Annotated in this window: 18 protein-coding genes; 6 read left to right on the top strand and 12 right to left on the bottom strand. The window is 70.1% G+C overall.

The window, feature by feature from the left end; all coding sequences use genetic code 11:
* Window positions 1-61: 61 nt before the first annotated feature.
* Entirely contained in the window at window positions 62-973 is a 912-nt protein-coding gene (gene rocF / locus QTH86_RS14985) for an arginase (RefSeq protein WP_286647670.1), read from the bottom strand.
* 49 nt (window positions 974-1,022) lie between these two features.
* Window positions 1,023-1,658, bottom strand: a complete 636-nt coding sequence (locus tag QTH86_RS14980) for a TetR/AcrR family transcriptional regulator (protein WP_286647006.1) — start codon at window positions 1,656-1,658, stop codon at window positions 1,023-1,025.
* 194 nt (window positions 1,659-1,852) lie between these two features.
* Between QTH86_RS14980 and QTH86_RS14975 the strand changes: the two genes are divergently transcribed.
* Window positions 1,853-2,227, top strand: a complete 375-nt coding sequence (locus QTH86_RS14975) for a YXWGXW repeat-containing protein (protein WP_286647005.1) — start codon at window positions 1,853-1,855, stop codon at window positions 2,225-2,227.
* A 5-nt stretch (window positions 2,228-2,232) separates the two neighbouring features.
* Here the strand turns inward: QTH86_RS14975 and QTH86_RS14970 are convergent, their stop codons facing one another.
* The 4 genes from QTH86_RS14970 to purU are packed head-to-tail and all read right to left on the bottom strand — an operon-like array spanning window position 2,233 to window position 5,711.
* Complete coding sequence (locus QTH86_RS14970; protein ID WP_286647004.1) at window positions 2,233-2,958, bottom strand: LrgB family protein; 726 nt, start codon at window positions 2,956-2,958, stop codon at window positions 2,233-2,235.
* A gap of 4 nt (window positions 2,959-2,962) precedes the next feature.
* Complete coding sequence (locus QTH86_RS14965) at window positions 2,963-3,307, bottom strand: CidA/LrgA family protein (protein ID WP_286647003.1); 345 nt, start codon at window positions 3,305-3,307, stop codon at window positions 2,963-2,965.
* Between the two features lie 12 nt (window positions 3,308-3,319).
* Window positions 3,320-4,822 (bottom strand): FAD-linked oxidase C-terminal domain-containing protein, encoded by a 1,503-nt coding sequence (locus tag QTH86_RS14960; RefSeq protein WP_286647002.1) that lies wholly within the window; start codon window positions 4,820-4,822, stop codon window positions 3,320-3,322.
* A gap of 43 nt (window positions 4,823-4,865) precedes the next feature.
* Entirely contained in the window at window positions 4,866-5,711 is an 846-nt protein-coding gene (gene purU / locus QTH86_RS14955; protein WP_286647001.1) for a formyltetrahydrofolate deformylase, read from the bottom strand.
* Between the two features lie 94 nt (window positions 5,712-5,805).
* Between purU and aptA the strand changes: the two genes are divergently transcribed.
* Window positions 5,806-7,140: an omega-aminotransferase AptA gene (gene aptA, locus QTH86_RS14950; protein ID WP_286647000.1), complete on the top strand. Its 1,335-nt coding sequence runs from the start codon at window positions 5,806-5,808 to the stop codon at window positions 7,138-7,140.
* Here the strand turns inward: aptA and QTH86_RS14945 are convergent.
* From QTH86_RS14945 to QTH86_RS14935, 3 genes are all read right to left on the bottom strand, one after another.
* The gene (locus QTH86_RS14945; RefSeq protein WP_286646999.1) at window positions 7,137-7,964 is read right to left on the bottom strand and encodes a ChaN family lipoprotein; all 828 of its coding nucleotides are present in this window, start codon (window positions 7,962-7,964) and stop codon (window positions 7,137-7,139) included. The genes aptA and QTH86_RS14945 overlap by 4 nt on opposite strands.
* Before the next feature lie 14 nt (window positions 7,965-7,978).
* Window positions 7,979-8,290, bottom strand: a complete 312-nt coding sequence (locus QTH86_RS14940) for a BTH_I0359 family protein (protein WP_435455677.1) — start codon at window positions 8,288-8,290, stop codon at window positions 7,979-7,981.
* A gap of 74 nt (window positions 8,291-8,364) precedes the next feature.
* Entirely contained in the window at window positions 8,365-9,492 is a 1,128-nt protein-coding gene (locus QTH86_RS14935; protein ID WP_286646998.1) for a DUF3108 domain-containing protein, read from the bottom strand.
* Between the two features lie 101 nt (window positions 9,493-9,593).
* On the opposite strand from QTH86_RS14935, the gene QTH86_RS14930 reads away from it, so the two are divergent.
* On the top strand, window positions 9,594-10,676 hold the full coding sequence (locus QTH86_RS14930; RefSeq protein ID WP_286646997.1) for a fumarylacetoacetate hydrolase family protein: 1,083 nt from the start codon (window positions 9,594-9,596) through the stop codon (window positions 10,674-10,676).
* 17 nt (window positions 10,677-10,693) lie between these two features.
* Here the strand turns inward: QTH86_RS14930 and QTH86_RS14925 are convergent, their stop codons facing one another.
* Window positions 10,694-11,863: a toxin-antitoxin system YwqK family antitoxin gene (locus QTH86_RS14925; protein WP_286646996.1), complete on the bottom strand. Its 1,170-nt coding sequence runs from the start codon at window positions 11,861-11,863 to the stop codon at window positions 10,694-10,696.
* Window positions 11,860-12,459, bottom strand: a complete 600-nt coding sequence (locus tag QTH86_RS14920; protein ID WP_286646995.1) for a MarC family protein — start codon at window positions 12,457-12,459, stop codon at window positions 11,860-11,862. Before QTH86_RS14920 ends, QTH86_RS14925 begins: the two co-directional genes overlap by 4 nt.
* Before the next feature lie 135 nt (window positions 12,460-12,594).
* On the opposite strand from QTH86_RS14920, the gene QTH86_RS14915 reads away from it, so the two are divergent.
* From QTH86_RS14915 to QTH86_RS14905, 3 genes are read left to right on the top strand one after another with little or no spacing between them, the layout of a single operon-like run.
* A complete protein-coding gene (locus tag QTH86_RS14915; RefSeq protein WP_286646994.1) occupies window positions 12,595-13,086 on the top strand; it encodes a copper chaperone PCu(A)C in 492 nt (163 codons plus the stop codon).
* Between the two features lie 60 nt (window positions 13,087-13,146).
* Window positions 13,147-13,836, top strand: a complete 690-nt coding sequence (locus QTH86_RS14910) for a PhaM family polyhydroxyalkanoate granule multifunctional regulatory protein (protein ID WP_286646993.1) — start codon at window positions 13,147-13,149, stop codon at window positions 13,834-13,836.
* 40 nt (window positions 13,837-13,876) lie between these two features.
* A complete protein-coding gene (locus QTH86_RS14905) occupies window positions 13,877-15,139 on the top strand; it encodes an FIST signal transduction protein (RefSeq protein ID WP_286646992.1) in 1,263 nt (420 codons plus the stop codon).
* Here the strand turns inward: QTH86_RS14905 and QTH86_RS14900 are convergent.
* Window positions 15,136-16,362, bottom strand: a complete 1,227-nt coding sequence (locus QTH86_RS14900) for an FAD-dependent oxidoreductase (protein ID WP_286646991.1) — start codon at window positions 16,360-16,362, stop codon at window positions 15,136-15,138. The two genes, QTH86_RS14905 and QTH86_RS14900, sit on opposite strands and share 4 nt — an antisense overlap.
* Window positions 16,363-16,420: the final 58 nt, after the last annotated feature.

The raw sequence follows: 16,420 nt of genomic DNA, 5'->3' as shown, positions 1-16,420 counted from the left end.
GTCATCGCAGGCTTCCGTCGGGTCGCTTTCGCACGTAGGAAGGCCGCTGAAGCGCACGCGGTCAGCGTGCCAGGGTCGATTTGCCCAGCAGGCTTTCGATGAGTTCGACCGCCACTTCGGCCGTGCGGTTGCGCACATCGAGCGCCGGGTTGAGTTCGACCACGTCGAGCGAGCCGAGCCGGCCGGTGTCGGCCGCCATCTCCATGCACAACTGCATCTCACGGTAGGTGGGCCCGCCGCGCACCGCGGTGCCCACGCCCGGCGCGTCGGCCGGGTCCAGGCAGTCGAGGTCGAAGCTCACGTGAAGGTGCGTGTCGTCGTCCACGTCCTGCAGCGCCTCGGTCATCGTGTTGCGCATGCCGTGTTCGTCGAGGTGGCGCATGTCGAACACGGTCAGGCCGAGCGCGCGGATCGCCTGCTTCTCCTCGGCATCGACGCTGCGGATGCCGATGAAGCGGATGGCCTCGGGGCCGAGAGCGGCACGCTGGCCGCTCCAGCCGGTGAGCGCCGCCGGCCCATGCCCGAGCAGGCAGGAGACCGGCATGCCGTGGATGTTGCCGCTCGGGCTGGTCCCGTGGGTGTTGACGTCGGTGTGCGCATCGAGCCACAGCACGCGCAGCTTCTGGCCGCGTTGCCGTGCGTGCCAGGCGACGGCGCTGATCGAGCCGATCGCCAGGCTGTGGTCGCCGCCCATCATCAGCGGCAGCCGGCCGGCACCGAGCGCGGCGTCGACCGCGTCGTACACCGCGCGGTTCCAGGCGACGGCTTCGTCCAGGTGCCGCAGGCCGTCCGAGGGCGCGCTCCACGGTGTCGCCGGGCCGGCCAGGTTGCCAGCGTCGACCACCGCAAAGCCGAGGCGCGCCAGGGTGCCGGGCAGGTCGGCCACGCGCAGCGCGTCCGGCCCCATGCCGGCGCCGCGCACGCTGGCACCGATGTCGGTCGGTGCACCGATGAGTTCGACGGTCTGGATCATGGTTGCCATGATGCCCAGAAGGCGTGCTGCCGTGTGTGGGAAAACGGCGTCAGCGCAAGCCGAGCACGCGCCATGCCAGCTTTGAAAGCGCCGCCACCGTCTCTTCCGCCGTGAACCGCCCGCCGGGCCGGTACCAGGTGTAGAGAAAGCCCGGCAGGCTGCAGGCCGCCAGCGCGGTGATCATCGGGTCGTCGAAGTCGAAGTCGCCGTCGTGCCGGCCTTCTTCCAGCAAGGCGCACAGCTTGTCGTAGAAATGGCGCGCCAGCTTCTTCTGCGCCGCGCGGTAGGCCGGGCGATAGGCCTGTGGCTCGCGGTACGGGAACACGGCGCAGGGGTGGTGCGCGATGGTGGCGCGGATCAGCCGCTCGATGCCCTCGGTCACCTTCGCACGCGCGGGGCGCGTGTCGTCGGGCGGGAAGTCCATCGACGTGAAGCAGTCCACGGCCGGGCGCCACGACAAGCGCTCGAAGATCTCCTGCTTGTCGCGGAAGTAGTAGTAGACGAAGGGCTTGGTCACGCCGAGCTTGCGCACGATCTGCGCCATCGTGGTGGCGGCGTAGCCCTGCTCGGCGAAGAGCGTGGTCGCGGCCTGCAGGATGCGCTCGCGCTGCAGGTCGGTCGCCTCGGTGGCGGCGCGCTGCCGGCCCGTGGTCTTGGATGCGGAGCGGGAAGGCTGTGCTGTCATTGTTGTTCTACCTATGGGTAGGATTGTTGGTGGCGCCCCGGGCCGTGACAAGCCACGGACGCTATCGCAAACCCTGATCTGCCCCTCTCGCGGCGATACAGCGCTACACAAGATTTCGCGCGTCGCTTACATCGCCTTCACACGGCAGGCGCAGCATGGAACTTCCTTCATTCCTGAGACCAGGAGATTCCATCATGAAAAAACTCACGCTCTCCCTCGCGACCTGTGCCGCCGTGCTGCTGCCGCTCGGTGCCATCACGCTGCCGACCGCCGCCCAGGCACAGCCCTCGATCTTCATCCAGACCGCCCCGCCCCCGCCGCGCGCCGAACGCGTGCCGCCGCCGCGCCGTGGTTATGTTTGGGCACCCGGCCACTACGAGGCGCGGGGCGGTCGCTACGTGTGGGTGCGCGGTGAGTACGTCCGGGCGCGCCCGGGCTACGCGTACCGCGCGCCGCAATGGCAGGATCGCGGTGGCCGCTGGGAGTACCGCCGCGGTGGCTGGGACCGCGACGGCGACGGCGTGCCGAACCGGGCCGATCGCCGCCCGAACAACCCGTACCGCAACTGAAGCGGTCAGAACAGCCGAAAGACCAGCGGCAGCAGCAGCGCGGCCAGCACCACCTGCAGGCCGAGCGCCAAGCCGGCATAGGCGCCGGCATCGGCGTTCACCTGCAGCGCACGCGCGGCGCCGATGCCGTGCGCCGCGGTGCCCAGCGCGAAGCCGCGGGCTCGCCAGCCGGCGTGCGTGGTGCGGATGCGCAGCGCGTCGAACAGGTACTTGCCCGACAGCGCGCCGATCAAGCCGGTGAGCACCGCGAAGACCGCCGACAGCGCCGGAATGCCGCCGATCTTCTCGGCGATGCCCATGGCCACCGGTGCCGTCACCGACTTGGGCGCCAGTGACATCACCACGTCGTGCGGCAGCCCCACTGCCCAGCCCAGCGCCACCGCCGAACCGCCCGCCGCCGCACCACCGAGCAGGGCTGCCAGCAGCACGCGGCCGAAGCGCGCCCGCAGCTCGACCCGACGCTGCCACAGCGGCCAGCCCAGCGCGACGACCGCCGGCCCCAGCAGGAAGTGGATGAACTGCGCACCGGCGAAATAGGTCGGGTAGTCGACCTTCGTCAACGTGAGGCCGCCCGCGATCGTCACGATCGACCACAGCACCGGATTGGCCCAGGGCGCATGACCGAGGCGCACGTACGCCGCCTGCGCGAGGAGATACACCACCAGCGTCGCCGTGAGCCCGAAGAGGGGCGAGGCGGACAGGTAGACCCAGAGCTGGACGAAGTGCGGCATGGCGTCAGGGGGCCTTTCGGTCCGGCCAGTAGAGCACCAGCGCCGTGACGGTCAGGCCGATCCAGGTCGACAGGGCGATCACCAGCAGCATGCGCCCCCCGTACTGCGACAGCAGCGCCAGGTGCGTCATCACGCCGACGCCCACCGGGATGAACAGCAGCGAGAGGTGCGAGAGCAGGAAGTCCGCGCATTCGGCCACCGGCTCGCGCACGAGCGCGAAGCGCAGCGCCGGCACCAGCAGGATCAGGCCCAGCACCGGCCCGGGCAGCGGCAGCGAGAAGCCGCGCGACAACACCTCGCCGATCGACTGGAACACCAGCAACCACGCCAGACCGCGCAAGCCCTTCATGCGGCAGAGGCGCTAGAAGCGCGGCAGGTCCGGATGCGGCAGGCGACCGCCGCGCACCACCTGCTTGCCGTACTCGGCGCAGCGCTGCAGCGTCGGGATCACCTTGCCCGGGTTCAGCATGCCTTCGGGGTCGAAGGCGCGCTTGACGCCGAACATCTGCTCGTTCTCGGCGGCGGTGAATTGCACGCACATGCTGTTGAGCTTCTCGACGCCCACGCCGTGTTCGCCCGACACCGTGCCACCCATGGCGACGCTAGTCTCGAGGATGTCGGCGCCGAAGAGCTCGCAGCGGTGCAACTCGTCGGGGTCGTTGGCGTCGAACAGCACCAGCGGGTGCAGGTTGCCGTCGCCCGCATGGAACACGTTGCAGCAGCGCAGGTTGTACTTCTTCTCCATCTCCTGGATGGCCAGCAGGATGTCGGCCAGCCGCTTGCGCGGGATGGTGGAGTCGAGGCACATGTAGTCAGGGCTGATGCGGCCGGACGCGGGGAAGGCGTTCTTGCGACCGCTCCAGAACTTCAGGCGCTCGTCCTCGTTGTTGCTCACGGTGATGGCGGTGGCGCCGCAGCCGCGCAGCACGGCGGTCATGCGGCCGATCTCTTCCTCGACTTCCTCGATCGTGCCGTCGGATTCGCACAGCAGGATGGCGGCGGCGTCGAGGTCGTAGCCGGCCTTGACGAAGTCTTCGACGGCGGCGGTCATGGGCTTGTCCATCATCTCGAGGCCGGCCGGGATGATGCCGGCGGCGATCACCGCCGCCACCGCGTCGCCGGCTTTGCGCACATCGTCGAAGCTGGCCATGATGCAGCGCGCCAGCTGCGGCTTGGGCACGAGCTTGACGGTGACCTCGGTGGTCACGGCCAGCATGCCTTCGCTGCCGATGACCAGCGCGAGCAGGTCGAGCCCTGCGCCGTCGAGCGCCTCGCTGCCGAACTCGATCGACTCGCCCTCGGCGGTGAAGCCGCGCACGCGCAGCACGTTGTGCAGCGTCAGGCCGTACTTCAGACAATGCACGCCGCCCGAGTTCTCGGCCACGTTGCCGCCGATGGTGCAGGCGATCTGGCTCGACGGGTCGGGCGCGTAGTAGAGGTTGAAGGGCGCCGCCGCCTCGCTGATGGCGAGGTTGCGCACGCCGCACTGCACGACCGCGGTGCGACTGTAGGCGTCGATCTTCAGGATCCTGTTGAACTTGGCGAGCGACAGCGTCACGCCCATCGCGTGCGGCATCGCGCCGCCCGACAGGCCGGTGCCCGCGCCGCGCGCCACCACCGGCACGCCGAGCCCGTGGCAGGTCTTGAGCACGGCGGCTACTTGCGCCTCGGTCTCGGGCAGCGCCACCACCAGCGGACGCTGCCGGTAGGCCGTGAGGCCGTCGCATTCGTAGGGTGTGGTGTCTTCGGACTGCCAGATCAGCGCATGGGCGGGCAGGTGCGACTGCAGTGCGCGCACGATCTGCGCCTGGCGCTCGCTGCGCTGCAGCAGGTCGTGCTGGCTGGGCGTGGTGGGCGCGTTCATGGCGTCACTCTATTCCGAATCGACGCCGACGGGCGGTCGGCGGCTACTTGAAGATGACCGTCTTGTGGCCGTTCATGAGCACGCGGCGTTCGCTGTGCCACTTGACGGCGCGGGCCAGCACCTGGCTTTCGGTGTCGCGGCCGCGGGCCGTGAGGTCTTCGACCGTGTCGGTGTGGTCGGCGCGGGCCACGTCCTGCTCGATGATCGGGCCCTCGTCGAGGTCGGCCGTCACATAGTGGGCGGTGGCGCCGATCAGCTTCACCCCGCGGTCGTGCGCCTGGTAGTAGGGCTTGGCGCCCTTGAAGCTGGGCAGGAACGAGTGGTGGATGTTGATGGCGCGGCCGGCCAGCTGGGCGCACAGGTCGTTGCTCAGCACCTGCATGTAGCGCGCCAGCACCACCAGTTCGGAGCCCTCGGCCTCGATGATCTCCAGCTGCTTCGCCTCGGCCTGCGGCTTGGTCGCCGCCGTCACCGGGATATGGTGGAAAGGCACGTTGTAGCTGGCGGCCAGCTGGTAGAAGTCGCGGTGGTTCGAGACGATGGCGCGCACGTCGATGGCCAGCAGGCCGCTCTTCCAGCGGAACAGCAGGTCGTTCAGGCAGTGGCCTTCCTTGCTCACCAGGATCACGGTCTTCACCGGCTGGGCGGCGTCGTGCAGCTTCCAGTCCATGCCGAAGCCCACGGCGAGCTCGCCCAGTTCCTTGGCGAGGGCATCGCGGCCGTGCGCGGTGCAGGCGAAGCGCACGCGCATGAAGAACAGGCCGGTGCCGTGGTCGTTGTACTGCGCCGCTTCTTCGATGTTGCCGCCGCGCTCCAACAGGAAGCCCGAGACGGCGTGGACGATGCCGGTGCGGTCCGGGCAGGAAAGGGTCAGGATGTACGCGCTCATAAGGGCGCAGATTGTCGCAGCCCTGCCGGAATGCGGTCGGAGTGCCAGAATGACCGTTCTTTTTTCCCGTGTCCGTTCAGCAGAGGAGCGACCCATGACCACCCCCGACTTCAACATGGACAATCAGTGGTTGCCCTTCACCCCCAACCGCGCCTTCCGCAAGGACCCGCGCGTGTTCACCGCCGCCGACGGCATGGAGTTCACCACGCACGACGGCCGGAAGGTGGTCGACGGCATCTCGTCGCTGTGGTGCGTGGGCGCGGGCCACAACCGCAAGCCGATCAACGAGGCGATCAAGAAGCAGCTCGACACGCTCGACTACGCGACCGCCTTCCAGGTCAGCAACGACAAGGCCTTCAAGGCCGCCGAGATGATCGCGGCGATGGCGCCGGGCGACCTGAACAAGGTGCTGTTCTGCAACTCGGGCTCGGAAGCCGCCGACACGTCGCTCAAGGTGGCGCTGGCCTACCACCGCGCACGCGGCGAAGGGCACCGCAATGTGTTCATCGGCCGCGAGAAGGGCTACCACGGCGTGGGCTTCGGCGGCATGTCGGTCGGCGGCATCCCGGGCAACCGCAAGACCTTCGGCACGGCCTTCCTGCCGCGCGTGGACCACATGCGCTTCATCCACGACCCGGTGAACCATGCCTACATCCACAACCAGGAGCCGGTGTGGGCCGAAGACCCGCTGCTGGAGCTGGAGCAGCGCATCCTGCCGTTGCACGACCCGAGCAACGTGGCGGCCATCATCGTGGAGCCGATCGCCGGGTCGGCCGGCTGGTATGTGCCGCCGAAGGGCTACCTCAAGCGCCTGCGCGAGATCTGCGACAAGCACGGCATCCTGCTGATCTTCGACGAGGTCATCACCGGCTTCGGCCGCCTGGGCACCAACTTCGGCGCCGACTACTACGGTGTGGTGCCGGACATGCTGAACTTCGCCAAGGCGGTGACCAATGGCGTGATCCCGATGGGCGGCGTGATCTGCCGCGACAAGCTGTACGACGCGATGATGAAGACCGACGCGCCCGAGCATGTCGTCGAGTTCTTCCACGGCTACACCTACTCGGGCCACCCGGTGGCGGCGGCCGCGGCCATCGCGACGCTCGAGCTGTTCCAGAAGGAGCAGCTCTTCTCGCGCGCCGGCGAGATGGGCCCGGTGCTGGGCAACGCCTTCCACAGTACGCTCAAGGGGCTGCCCAACGTGATCGGCATCCGCAGCCTGGGCCTGGCGGCGGCGGTGGAACTCGCGCCGATGGCCGGCGCGCCGGGCAAGCGGGCCTACGACATCTTCGTGGACTGCTTCCACAAGGGCGCGCTGGTGCGCCCGGCCGGCGACGTGATCGTGATCGCGCCGCCGTACATCGTGGAGAAGTCGCACATCGACACGCTGGTCAACACGCTGGCGGATGCGATCAAGAAGGCGGCCTAAGCAGCACGCCTGAAGCTGGCGCAGTAGTCCTGCGGGGGCAGGGGCGGCGTGACCCAGGTGCTGTCGTAGTTGGGGGTCGGGCCCTGGGGCGCGGCTGTCGCCGGCGCGGCGAGCAATTGCACGGTCGCCACCTTCAGGTCGCTCGGCAGGTGCTGCGGGACGCCCAGCGAGCGCAGCACATGGCCGGCCCCGGCGATCAGCAGCACCGTCTTGCCCGGCTGGCGCGCCTTCATCACCGCCTGCGCCATGGCGCGGTCGCGGGCGATCTGGATGCGTGTCATCGGCCCGATCTGCGACTCGGGCAACAGGTTGCAGTGGCCCTCGCGTACGGCCTTCTGCTGCGCCTGCCGGGCGCTCTCGCTCAGCTGCGCGTCGAGGGAGACATCGGCCATCGCGTCCTTCATGCGCTCCCGCGGCAGGTTGCCACCCAGGACCGGTACGCCGGCGCGCACCGCGGCCATCACCGCGGGGCCGTAGTCAGACCAGGGCCAGGCCTTGTCGTTCCAGCTCAGTGCGGTGCGGATCTGTTCTTCGGTGGCGTCGGACGGCAAGTGGCCGGTCCCGTTGCCTTCCTCGGCCATCTCCAGCGCCAGCGCGGCCAGCCTGCCACGTGCGGCCAGCGCCTCGACGACCTCGCGCTCGATGACATGGTGCTCAGGCGCGTCGTGCTGCTCGCCGATCAGCACGACGTCGGACGGCAGCAGGGCGGCCATGCGGCGGGCCGTCGGTGAGTCGGCCGCGGGCGGCGAAGCCGCGCAGCCGGCGAGCAGGGCAAAGCCCAGAAAAAGGGCGAGATGCGATGCGGCCAGGCGTGAACGAGGCATGGCCGCTCGCCAGATCAGTGGACCAGCACGGGGGTGTGTGCCAGTTCGGCGTAGCCCTCGAGCGTGTCTTCGACCTCTTCCTGCGTGGGCGTGTTCAGCTGCCAGGCCGAGATCTGCTGCTGGAACAGCTCGGCCCAGGAGCCGTCGAGGTACACCTCTTTGCCCGAGCGCTTGTCGACGATCTCGAAGCCGTGCCGGGCCAGCACCGGCAGGTGCGGCTCGATGGGGGCGTCGCCCTCGGTGGGCTGCACATGCACGACGACGAACGATTCGGAGTCGTACAGCATGTTCATGGCGGGGCCGGTGAGGATGTCGATGGCGTTCATGGGTGTTAGATAGCAATCAACGCGCCAGTTTCAAGAAGCATCGCAGTTTCTGTGCGCGAAAGGGCATTGACCCCTCAATTCGGCCCGCCGGCCGGCAGTTGTTCGCGCAAACGCATGTCGGCAAAGTCGCCGTTCGCCTGTGTCAATTTGAACCGTACCGGGAGATAACCCAGGGCCGGCGCCAGCCATAGCTCGACGGTGTCGTCATACGGCTTGCGCGCGTTGCGGGTCAGCTTGCGGGCGACGAAGTCGCCGGCCGGCAGGTGCAGTTCCTCCTCCTCGCCGATCTTGAAGATCCAGAGGTCGGCGTCGCGCGTTCCCACGGTCTGGATGGCGATCGCCCCGTCGGTCGTGTAGCGCGCCGGGTCGCCCGCCATCAGCGCGCCCAACTGCAGCATCACGCTCAGGCGGTCCTGCGCGCCGGGCATGAGGGCCACCGGCGGCGTGTTGTTGCTGAACACGACCTGGCCCTTGTCGCGCACGAAATGCGATGCGACCTCGGCCTTGCGGCTGTCGGAAAAGCGCACGGGCTCGATGCCGCCCGGGCCGATCGTGCCCTGGCTGTGCTGCGAGCGCAGCGTGACGAAGAGCGCGCCCATCGACAGGCGCGCGTCGTAGGCCTGCCCGTCCTGCTTCCATTCGAGCTCACCGAAGAGGTTCATCGGCGCCGACCCGAGCTGGCCGGTGGCGGAGAACTTCAGCCGGACCGAACCGGGCAGCTTGGCGGTGGCGGGGGGCTCGGTCGCCGCGGATGCTGCGGGTGGCGCGCTCGCGGCCGGCTCGGGCGCCGATGCCTGGGCTGGGCCGGCGTCGCTCGAGCTGGCCGCCGTCGTGGGGGTGTCGGGTTCGGCCGGTGCAGCCGGTGCTTCGGCCATCGTGGCGGGCTGCGGCTCGACGGCGGGTGCCGGCGCGGGCGGCGCCGGGCGGGGTTTGGGCGGTGGTTTCGGCTTCGGCGTCACGGCCAGCTTCGGCGGTGGCGGCTTCGGCGCCTCCACCACCGGCGGCGCGGGCGGCGTGACCACGATCGTCCGCGTGATGAAGGTCTCGGCCGGGGTCGTGCTCGGCCGCCGCATCGCGCCCGACACCCAGCCCAGCAGCGCCAGATGCACCGCGACGACCACGGCCGCCACCGCGGCCAGCGTGCGCCAAGGCGGGCGCTCCGGCGGCGCGGCACCGGGGGACGGGAGGAGGGCGGACGTCATGGTCAGGGGTTGATCGGGCGGCGCGCCGGAGGTTCACCTCGGTACACTGCCGCCCGTTCAACCAGTTTAGTTGCGATGCCGCCACCGGCACCGACGTTCCCATGAAACTCGCCACCCTCAAGGACGGCTCGCGCGACGGCCAGCTGGTCGTTGTCTCGCGCGACCTCACGCTCGCCCACTACGCCACCGGCATCGCCAGCCGGCTGCAGCAGGTGCTCGACGACTGGGGCTTCCTGAGCCCGCAGCTGCAAGACCTGTACGACGAGCTCAACACCGGTCGCGCGCGCCACGCCTTCCCCTTCGACCCGGCCCAGTGCATGGCCCCGCTGCCGCGCGCCTACCAGTGGGCCGACGGCTCCGCATACCTCAACCACGTGGAACTGGTGCGCAAGGCTCGCAACGCCGAGGTGCCCGAGAGCTTCTACACCGACCCGCTGATGTACCAGGGCGGCAGCGACGACTTCATCGGACCGATGGACGACGTGGTGGTGCCGAGCGAATCGATGGGCATCGACTTCGAGGCCGAGATCGCGGTCGTCACCGGCGACGTGCGCATGGGCGTCACGCCCGAGCAGGCGCTCGACGGCATCCGCCTGGTCATGCTGGTCAACGACGTCAGCCTGCGCAACCTCATCCCCGCCGAACTGGCCAAGGGCTTCGGCTTCTTCCAGAGCAAGCCCGCCACCGCCTTCAGCCCGGTGGCCGTCACGCTCGACGAGCTGGGCGAGGCCTGGCGCGAAGGCCGCGTCCACCTGCCGCTGCAGAGCAGCTGGAACGGCCGCAAGGTCGGCCTGTGCGACGCCGGCGACGAGATGACGTTCCACTTCGGCCAGCTCATCGCGCATGTCGCCAAGACGCGCAACGTGCGCGCCGGCAGCATCGTCGGCAGCGGCACCGTGAGCAACAAGGGGGTGGAGAAGAACGGCCGCATGGAGTGGCCCAAGGGCTACTCCTGCATCGCCGAGAAGCGCTGCATCGAGACCATCCAGGACGGCCAGCCCAGCACCGACTTCATGCGCTACGGCGACACCATCCGCATCGAGATGAAGGGGCTGGACGGCCGTTCCCTGTTCGGTGCGATCGATCAGGAGATCGTGGCGCCGGGTGGGCGGGAGCGGGCGGCGGCTGCTGCAGCGGCCACGAGTGCACTCAAGGCGCAGGCCGACGCGGCTGGCGAGCCCTGAGACGCGGCGGACGGCGCCTACTTCGCGTACGCCCGCCGCGACCCGTCCGGGAACACCTCGTCGTCGCGGTCGGGCTGACCGTTGGCGTCCCAGGTGCGCTCGCGCATGACGCGGCCCTTGTCGTCGTAGGCCGACTCGCTCTGGAGGCGGCCCGCGTCGTCGAAGCGGCGGTGCAGGCCCACCGGCAGCAGGCGGCCGCGCGGTGCGGGGGCGCTGAACCGGCCCTGTGCGGCGCGCTGGCCGTTGTCGTGGAACTCGGTGATGTCGGCCACGCGTGCCAGGCCCTCGCCGCTGTAGACGGTGGTGCTGCGCGGCTGGCCGTTGAGGTAGAAGCTGTTGTCGCTGAGCGCCGCACCGGCCGGGTTCCAGCGCTGCTCGCGCACCAGCGAACCGCGCTCCGAATACTCCGCCTCGCGCTGCTTCACGCTGCCGCGCTCGACCACGAGCGCTGTCAGTTCGTAGCGCTTGACGCCTTCGGACGAGAAACGCTGCTCGATGCGCTGGTTGCCCGCGAGCTCGTCGATCGATTCCGGCTTGCCGTTGTCGTAGAGGCGCTCGCTGCGCACCCGCTTGCCGGCCACGAAAGCCAGGCGCGCGCGCAGGCCGCCCTTGGCGTCGAACAGCTCGACCTGCGACGGCGCACTGCCGCTGAAGCCGCACAGCCGCGCATCGTCCGCCGCCGGCGCGAGCACCGCCTTGTCGGCACAGCGCAGCGCCGACAGCTGGCCCGTGGGCGTGAACTCGGCCGACGCGCGCTCGCCGCCCGGATCGGCGTAGAACGCGACCCGGCGCAGCTGGCCGTTGGGGTGGAAGCTGCGCACCAGGCCCACCTCGTGGCCGTCGTCGTAGGTCGCCTCGCGCAGCACCTGGCCGTCGGGGTAGAACTCGCGGGCGCGGCCGTGCAGGTTGCCCTTGGCGTTCACGCTGTGTTCCTTGGCCAGCTTGCCGCGGTCGTAGTAGCGCACCGCGCCCATGAAGACGCCGTTGCGCAGCTCCTGCTCGCGCTGCAGTTCGCCGCTGTCGCGGTCCTTGCAGCGCATCACGCCGGTCTTGCCCTGGGTCGTGTTGCCGTTGGCCGGGTTGACGCGCTCGCCGTGGAGGTCGCAGTCCTGCACGGCATGCGCGGCGGCGCCGGACAGCGCCAGCAGCAGGGCGGCCGCGCGGGCCACGAAGCCGCGCGCGCTCAACGGCCCATCTCCAGCGCCAGCGACTTGAGGCCGCGGATCATCATCTCCACCGCGACCGCCACCAGGATCAGCCCCATCAGCCGTTCGAGCGCCAGCACCACGCGGTCGCCGATCAGGCGCTGGATGCGGTCGGACAGCACCAGCACCAGCGCGCAGACGGCCATGGTCACGCTGAGCGCGGCGATCCATTCGAGCCGGCGCTGCGGCGCCTGCGACACCAGCAGCATCACGGTGGCGAGCGCCGATGGGCCGGCCAGGGCGGGAATGGCGAGCGGCACGATCAGCGGCTCGCGCGTGTCGGTGCTCTCGTAGGCCGTGTGGTTCGGGAAGATCATGCGCAGCGCGATGAGAAAGAGCACCACCGCGCCCGCGATCTGCAGCGACAGGCCCGACAGCCCCATCACCCGCAGGAAGCTGTCGCCGACGAACATGAAGGCCAGCAGCAGCACGAAGGCGATCAGCACCTCGCGCAGGATCACACCCGCGCGCCGCTCGGGCGCCACGTGCCGCAGCGCGTTGGCGAAGATGGGGATGTTGCCCAGCGGGTCGCAGATGAGCAGCAGCAGCACCGTGGCGGAGGCGAAGGTATAGGTCACGGGTCGATTATCTGTTGCAAGACGTGTCGATGTCGGCGCCGATAATTGTTCGCGGCACCGCCGCAACGCCATGTCGTTGAACTCGCGCACCGCCTTCCACTCCACCGTTCTTCACCCGATCTTCCGGAGACCTGCATGACTTTGATCCCCTCGCTGCGGCGCGCCGCGCTTTGCATGGCGCTCGCCGCCGCCGGCGCATCGGCGCTCGCCCAGCCGGCTGCGCCGGTCGAGGTGCAGGACGCCTGGGTCCGCGCCGCCGTGCCGGGCCAGAGCGGCACCGGCGCCTTCATGAAGCTCACGGCGCACGCCGGTCTGCGCCTGGTCGGCGTCACGACACCGGTCGCCGCCGTGGCCGAGGTGCACGAGATGAAGATGGAAGGCGACACGATGCGCATGCGCGCCGTCGCCGGCCTCGACCTGCCGGCGCACAAAACGGTCGAGTTCAAGCCTGGCGGCTACCACCTGATGCTGATGGACCTGAAGCAGCCGATCGCCCAGGACACGACGGTCCCGCTGACGCTTCAGTTCCAGGATGCGCAGGGCGCGAAGAGCACGCTCTCGCTGAACGCGCCGGTGCGTTCGGCGGCGCCCGCCGGCGCGGCCCCGGCGCACATGCACAAGCACTGATCGCCGACGGCGCCGCAGGCACCCTGGAGTAAGCTGGCGAGCCCACAGCCGGAGACACCCATGAACGATGCGACATCCCCTTTCGCCTTCAGCCAGTTTGTCCCGGGCTTCGACTTCCTGAAGAACCTCGCCGGCGGCGCGAACCCGGGCGGCGGCGCCGTTCCCGGCATGCCCAGCCTGTCGAGCTGGGTGGCCCCGACGCTGTCGGTGGAAGAGGTCGACAAGCGCATCCAGGAGCTCAAGACGGTCCAGTACTGGCTCGAGCAGAACGGCCATGCGCTCAAGGCGACCATCCAGGCGCTCGAGGTGCAGAAGATGACGCTGTCGACCCTGCGCGGCATGAACGTGCAGATGGAAGACCTGGCGAAGGCCTTCACCCGCACCGCCGCGACCGAGCCGATGGCGCCCCCGGCCGCGCCGCCGAGCGCACCCGCCGAGGCGGCCGCCCCCGAGCCCATCGAGGCCGAACCGTCGCCGGCCGAGCCCCCGCCGAAGACCAGCAAGAACGCGGCGGCCACGCCCGGCGTGGTCGACCCGCTGCAGTGGTGGAACGCGCTCACGCAGCAGTTCCAGCAGATCGCCCAGACTGCCGTGGAGGACGCCGGCCAGTTGAAGATGCCTGGCACCGCCGCACCGGCTGCCCGGCCGGCGCCCGCGAAGCGGGCCACAGCGAAGAAGGCCGCAGCGAAGAAGACCACCAAGACCACCGCGCGCAAGACGCCGGCCGCATCGCGCTCACGGAGCCGATGACGCCGCCTTGCGCCCCTCCCGAACCTTCCGGACCCCGCGCATGAAACTCTTTCCCACCGGCCACGCCACCCATCCGCAATGGATCATGGCGGCCGGCCTCGCCCTGGCCCAGGTGCGCGCACAGATGGCGCTGCCCGAGTACGCCTCCGCGCCGACACTGGGCCTGCTCTACATCACCGATCACTACGCGGACGACGCGCAGCAGATCCTCGACCACTTGAGCGCCGAGCTGCCGGAGGTGACGGACTGGTCCGGCACCGTCGCCGTCGGCGTGGCCGCCAACAACGCCGAGTACTTCGACGAGCCCGCGCTCAGCCTGATGCTGTGCGCGCTGCCCAGCGACCAGTACCGCGTGTTCTCCGGCGTGGCGCCGCTGGGCAGCTCCGAGATGGCCGGTTTCGAGGCGCACACGGCGCTGGTCCATGCCGACCCGCGCACGCCCGAGCTCGCCGAACTGGTGGGCGAGATGGCCGGGCGCACCGACACCGGCTACCTGTTCGGCGGCCTCTCGTCGGGGCGCGACGAATCGCTGCAGTTCGCCATCGGCGGCAACGGCAACATCCGCGGCCACGGCGCGGCCGGCGGCGTTTTCTCGGGGGGCATGTCGGGCGTGCTGTTCGGCGAAGGTGTGCGGCTGGTGTCGCGCGTCACGCAGGGCTGCCAGCCGGTGTCGCGCGAACGCGAGATCACCGAGGCCGACGGCAACCTGCTGCTCACGCTCGACGGCGAGCCGGCGCTGGACGTGCTGCTGGCCGAGCTGCAGGTGTCGCTGGACGAGCCGCAGGCCGCGATCGAAGCGGTGCGCGCGACCCTGGTGGGCCTGGTCGATGCGGGCAGCGACGGCATTCGCCGCACCGGTGACCTCGGGGCCGACGTGCTGGTGCGCCACATCATCGGACTCGACCCGACACGCCGCGGCATCGCGATCGCCGACGTGGCCGAAGCCGGCATGCGGATGAGCTTCTGCCGGCGCAACGCGCAGGCCGCGCGGGCCGACCTGATGCGCATCTGCGCCGAGATCCGCGAGGAACTCGAGCCCGAGGAGCAGACGCTGGCGACCGCACGCGCGGTGGCGGCCGGCGAGGCCGAGGCGGCGCCGCATCCGGCACGGCGCGTGGCCGGTGCGGTGTACGTCAGCTGCTCGGGCCGCGGCGGGCCGCACTTCGGCGCCCCCAACGCCGAGATGCAGATCGTGCGGCATGCGCTGGGCGACGTGCCGCTCGTCGGCTTCTTCGCGGCCGGCGAGATCGCCCGCCACCACGTGTACGGCTACACCGGCGTGCTGACCGTCTTCGTCGCCTAGCCCTTCGCGAAGGCGAATTCGACCTCGGGCGACATCCCGCTGACGATGCGGGCGATCGACTTGCCGGCGCCGCAGGCGTGGATCCAGCCGGGTGCGCCCGGTGCGACGTTCAGGAACAGGTTGCGCATGCGGGTGCGGCCGATCAGCGGCAGGCCATTGGCGCTGCGTGCATAGGGGGTGGTGGTCAGCACCGCGCCGCGCGCGTCGACCAGGCCGGGAAGCAAGGTCTCGACCCGCGCGAGCATGCGCGCCAGCCGCACGTCGTCGCGCAGCGCGGCGGCGGCACTCCCGGCCCGCACCGTCGTCCAGACCCGCAGGCGGTCGCCGTCCGGCGTCGTGACGCGCTGCAGGCGCAGCCGGCTGTGGAGGTCCTGCAGCATGACCTGCGGGGCCTGCGCCGGGTTCTTCAGCGGCAGCAGCACCACATGCTCGTGGACCCGCCGCAGCCGCAGCGGCACGCCCAGTCCCTGCGCCACGGGCGCGCTGCCGCTGCCCAGCGCCATCACGTACGCGTCGGCACGCAGCGTGGTGCGTTCGCCGTCGGCGTTGCGCAGTTCCACATGGTCGACCCGGCCCTCGCGTGCATGCAGCTGGGTCACCGTGTGGTTCATGAGGAAGTGAACCCCGGCGGCGCGGCACATGAAGATGGCGCTGCCCACGAAACCGGCGGCGTCGGACGAGGTGCCTTCGCGCGTGAAGGCGGCGCCGGCAAGTTGGCCGCGCAGGGGTTCGAGCGCGGGCTCGATGCGCAGGGCCTCGTCCGCCGAGAGCAGGTGCATCACACAGCCCAGCGCATGGAGGCGCGGCACATTGCGTGCGAATTGCCCGAAGGCCTCGGCGTCGGTGTAGATCCGCATCCAGCCTGCACCCCGGGACGGCTGCGTCACGCCCGCCTCGCGGCCCAGCGCACGCACGCTTTCACGGCTGTAGGCGCCCAGGCGCGCCAGATGTTCCATGCGCTCCGTGGGCCGATGGGCGGTGCCGGTCAGGTAGCCGGTCCAGCCATGCACGCGGTTGCGCACGCGTTCGAACGCGGCGCGCCACGAGGTGCCGGGACGGTAGGTGGGCAGAGGGGCCGCCGGCGTGGGCGTGTCGACCAGGCCCCGGACCTTGGCCGCGGGCGTGCCGTGGCGGTCGATCACGGTCACCTCGTGGCCGAGTTGCTGGAGGTAGTAGGCCGAAGCGACGCCAAGCAGCCCGCCGCCCAGAACAATCACGCGCATGGTCCAAATCCTTGTGGGATGGCACAAACGGCGGATGCACGACCAGCCCTGTGGTCGC

The organism is Variovorax sp. J2L1-78 (assembly GCF_030317205.1).
GTDB classification, from domain to species: domain Bacteria; phylum Pseudomonadota; class Gammaproteobacteria; order Burkholderiales; family Burkholderiaceae_C; genus Variovorax; species Variovorax arabinosiphilus.
This window is presented reverse-complemented; position numbering and strand designations above follow the sequence as displayed.

Bases quoted from the DNA above. Each gene is read 5' to 3' on its own strand.
- rocF (WP_286647670.1), bottom strand. From the start codon at position 973: ATGATCCAGACCGTCGAACTCATCGGTGCACCGACCGACATCGGTGCC.
- QTH86_RS14980 (WP_286647006.1), bottom strand. From the start codon at position 1,658: ATGACAGCACAGCCTTCCCGCTCCGCATCCAAGACCACGGGCCGGCAG.
- QTH86_RS14975 (WP_286647005.1), top strand. From the start codon at position 1,853: ATGAAAAAACTCACGCTCTCCCTCGCGACCTGTGCCGCCGTGCTGCTG.
- QTH86_RS14970 (WP_286647004.1), bottom strand. From the start codon at position 2,958: ATGCCGCACTTCGTCCAGCTCTGGGTCTACCTGTCCGCCTCGCCCCTC.
- QTH86_RS14965 (WP_286647003.1), bottom strand. From the start codon at position 3,307: ATGAAGGGCTTGCGCGGTCTGGCGTGGTTGCTGGTGTTCCAGTCGATC.
- QTH86_RS14960 (WP_286647002.1), bottom strand. From the start codon at position 4,822: ATGAACGCGCCCACCACGCCCAGCCAGCACGACCTGCTGCAGCGCAGC.
- purU (WP_286647001.1), bottom strand. From the start codon at position 5,711: ATGAGCGCGTACATCCTGACCCTTTCCTGCCCGGACCGCACCGGCATC.
- aptA (WP_286647000.1), top strand. From the start codon at position 5,806: ATGACCACCCCCGACTTCAACATGGACAATCAGTGGTTGCCCTTCACC.
- QTH86_RS14945 (WP_286646999.1), bottom strand. From the start codon at position 7,964: ATGCCTCGTTCACGCCTGGCCGCATCGCATCTCGCCCTTTTTCTGGGC.
- QTH86_RS14940 (WP_435455677.1), bottom strand. From the start codon at position 8,290: ATGAACGCCATCGACATCCTCACCGGCCCCGCCATGAACATGCTGTAC.
- QTH86_RS14935 (WP_286646998.1), bottom strand. From the start codon at position 9,492: ATGACGTCCGCCCTCCTCCCGTCCCCCGGTGCCGCGCCGCCGGAGCGC.
- QTH86_RS14930 (WP_286646997.1), top strand. From the start codon at position 9,594: ATGAAACTCGCCACCCTCAAGGACGGCTCGCGCGACGGCCAGCTGGTC.
- QTH86_RS14915 (WP_286646994.1), top strand. From the start codon at position 12,595: ATGACTTTGATCCCCTCGCTGCGGCGCGCCGCGCTTTGCATGGCGCTC.
- QTH86_RS14910 (WP_286646993.1), top strand. From the start codon at position 13,147: ATGAACGATGCGACATCCCCTTTCGCCTTCAGCCAGTTTGTCCCGGGC.
- QTH86_RS14905 (WP_286646992.1), top strand. From the start codon at position 13,877: ATGAAACTCTTTCCCACCGGCCACGCCACCCATCCGCAATGGATCATG.
- QTH86_RS14900 (WP_286646991.1), bottom strand. From the start codon at position 16,362: ATGCGCGTGATTGTTCTGGGCGGCGGGCTGCTTGGCGTCGCTTCGGCC.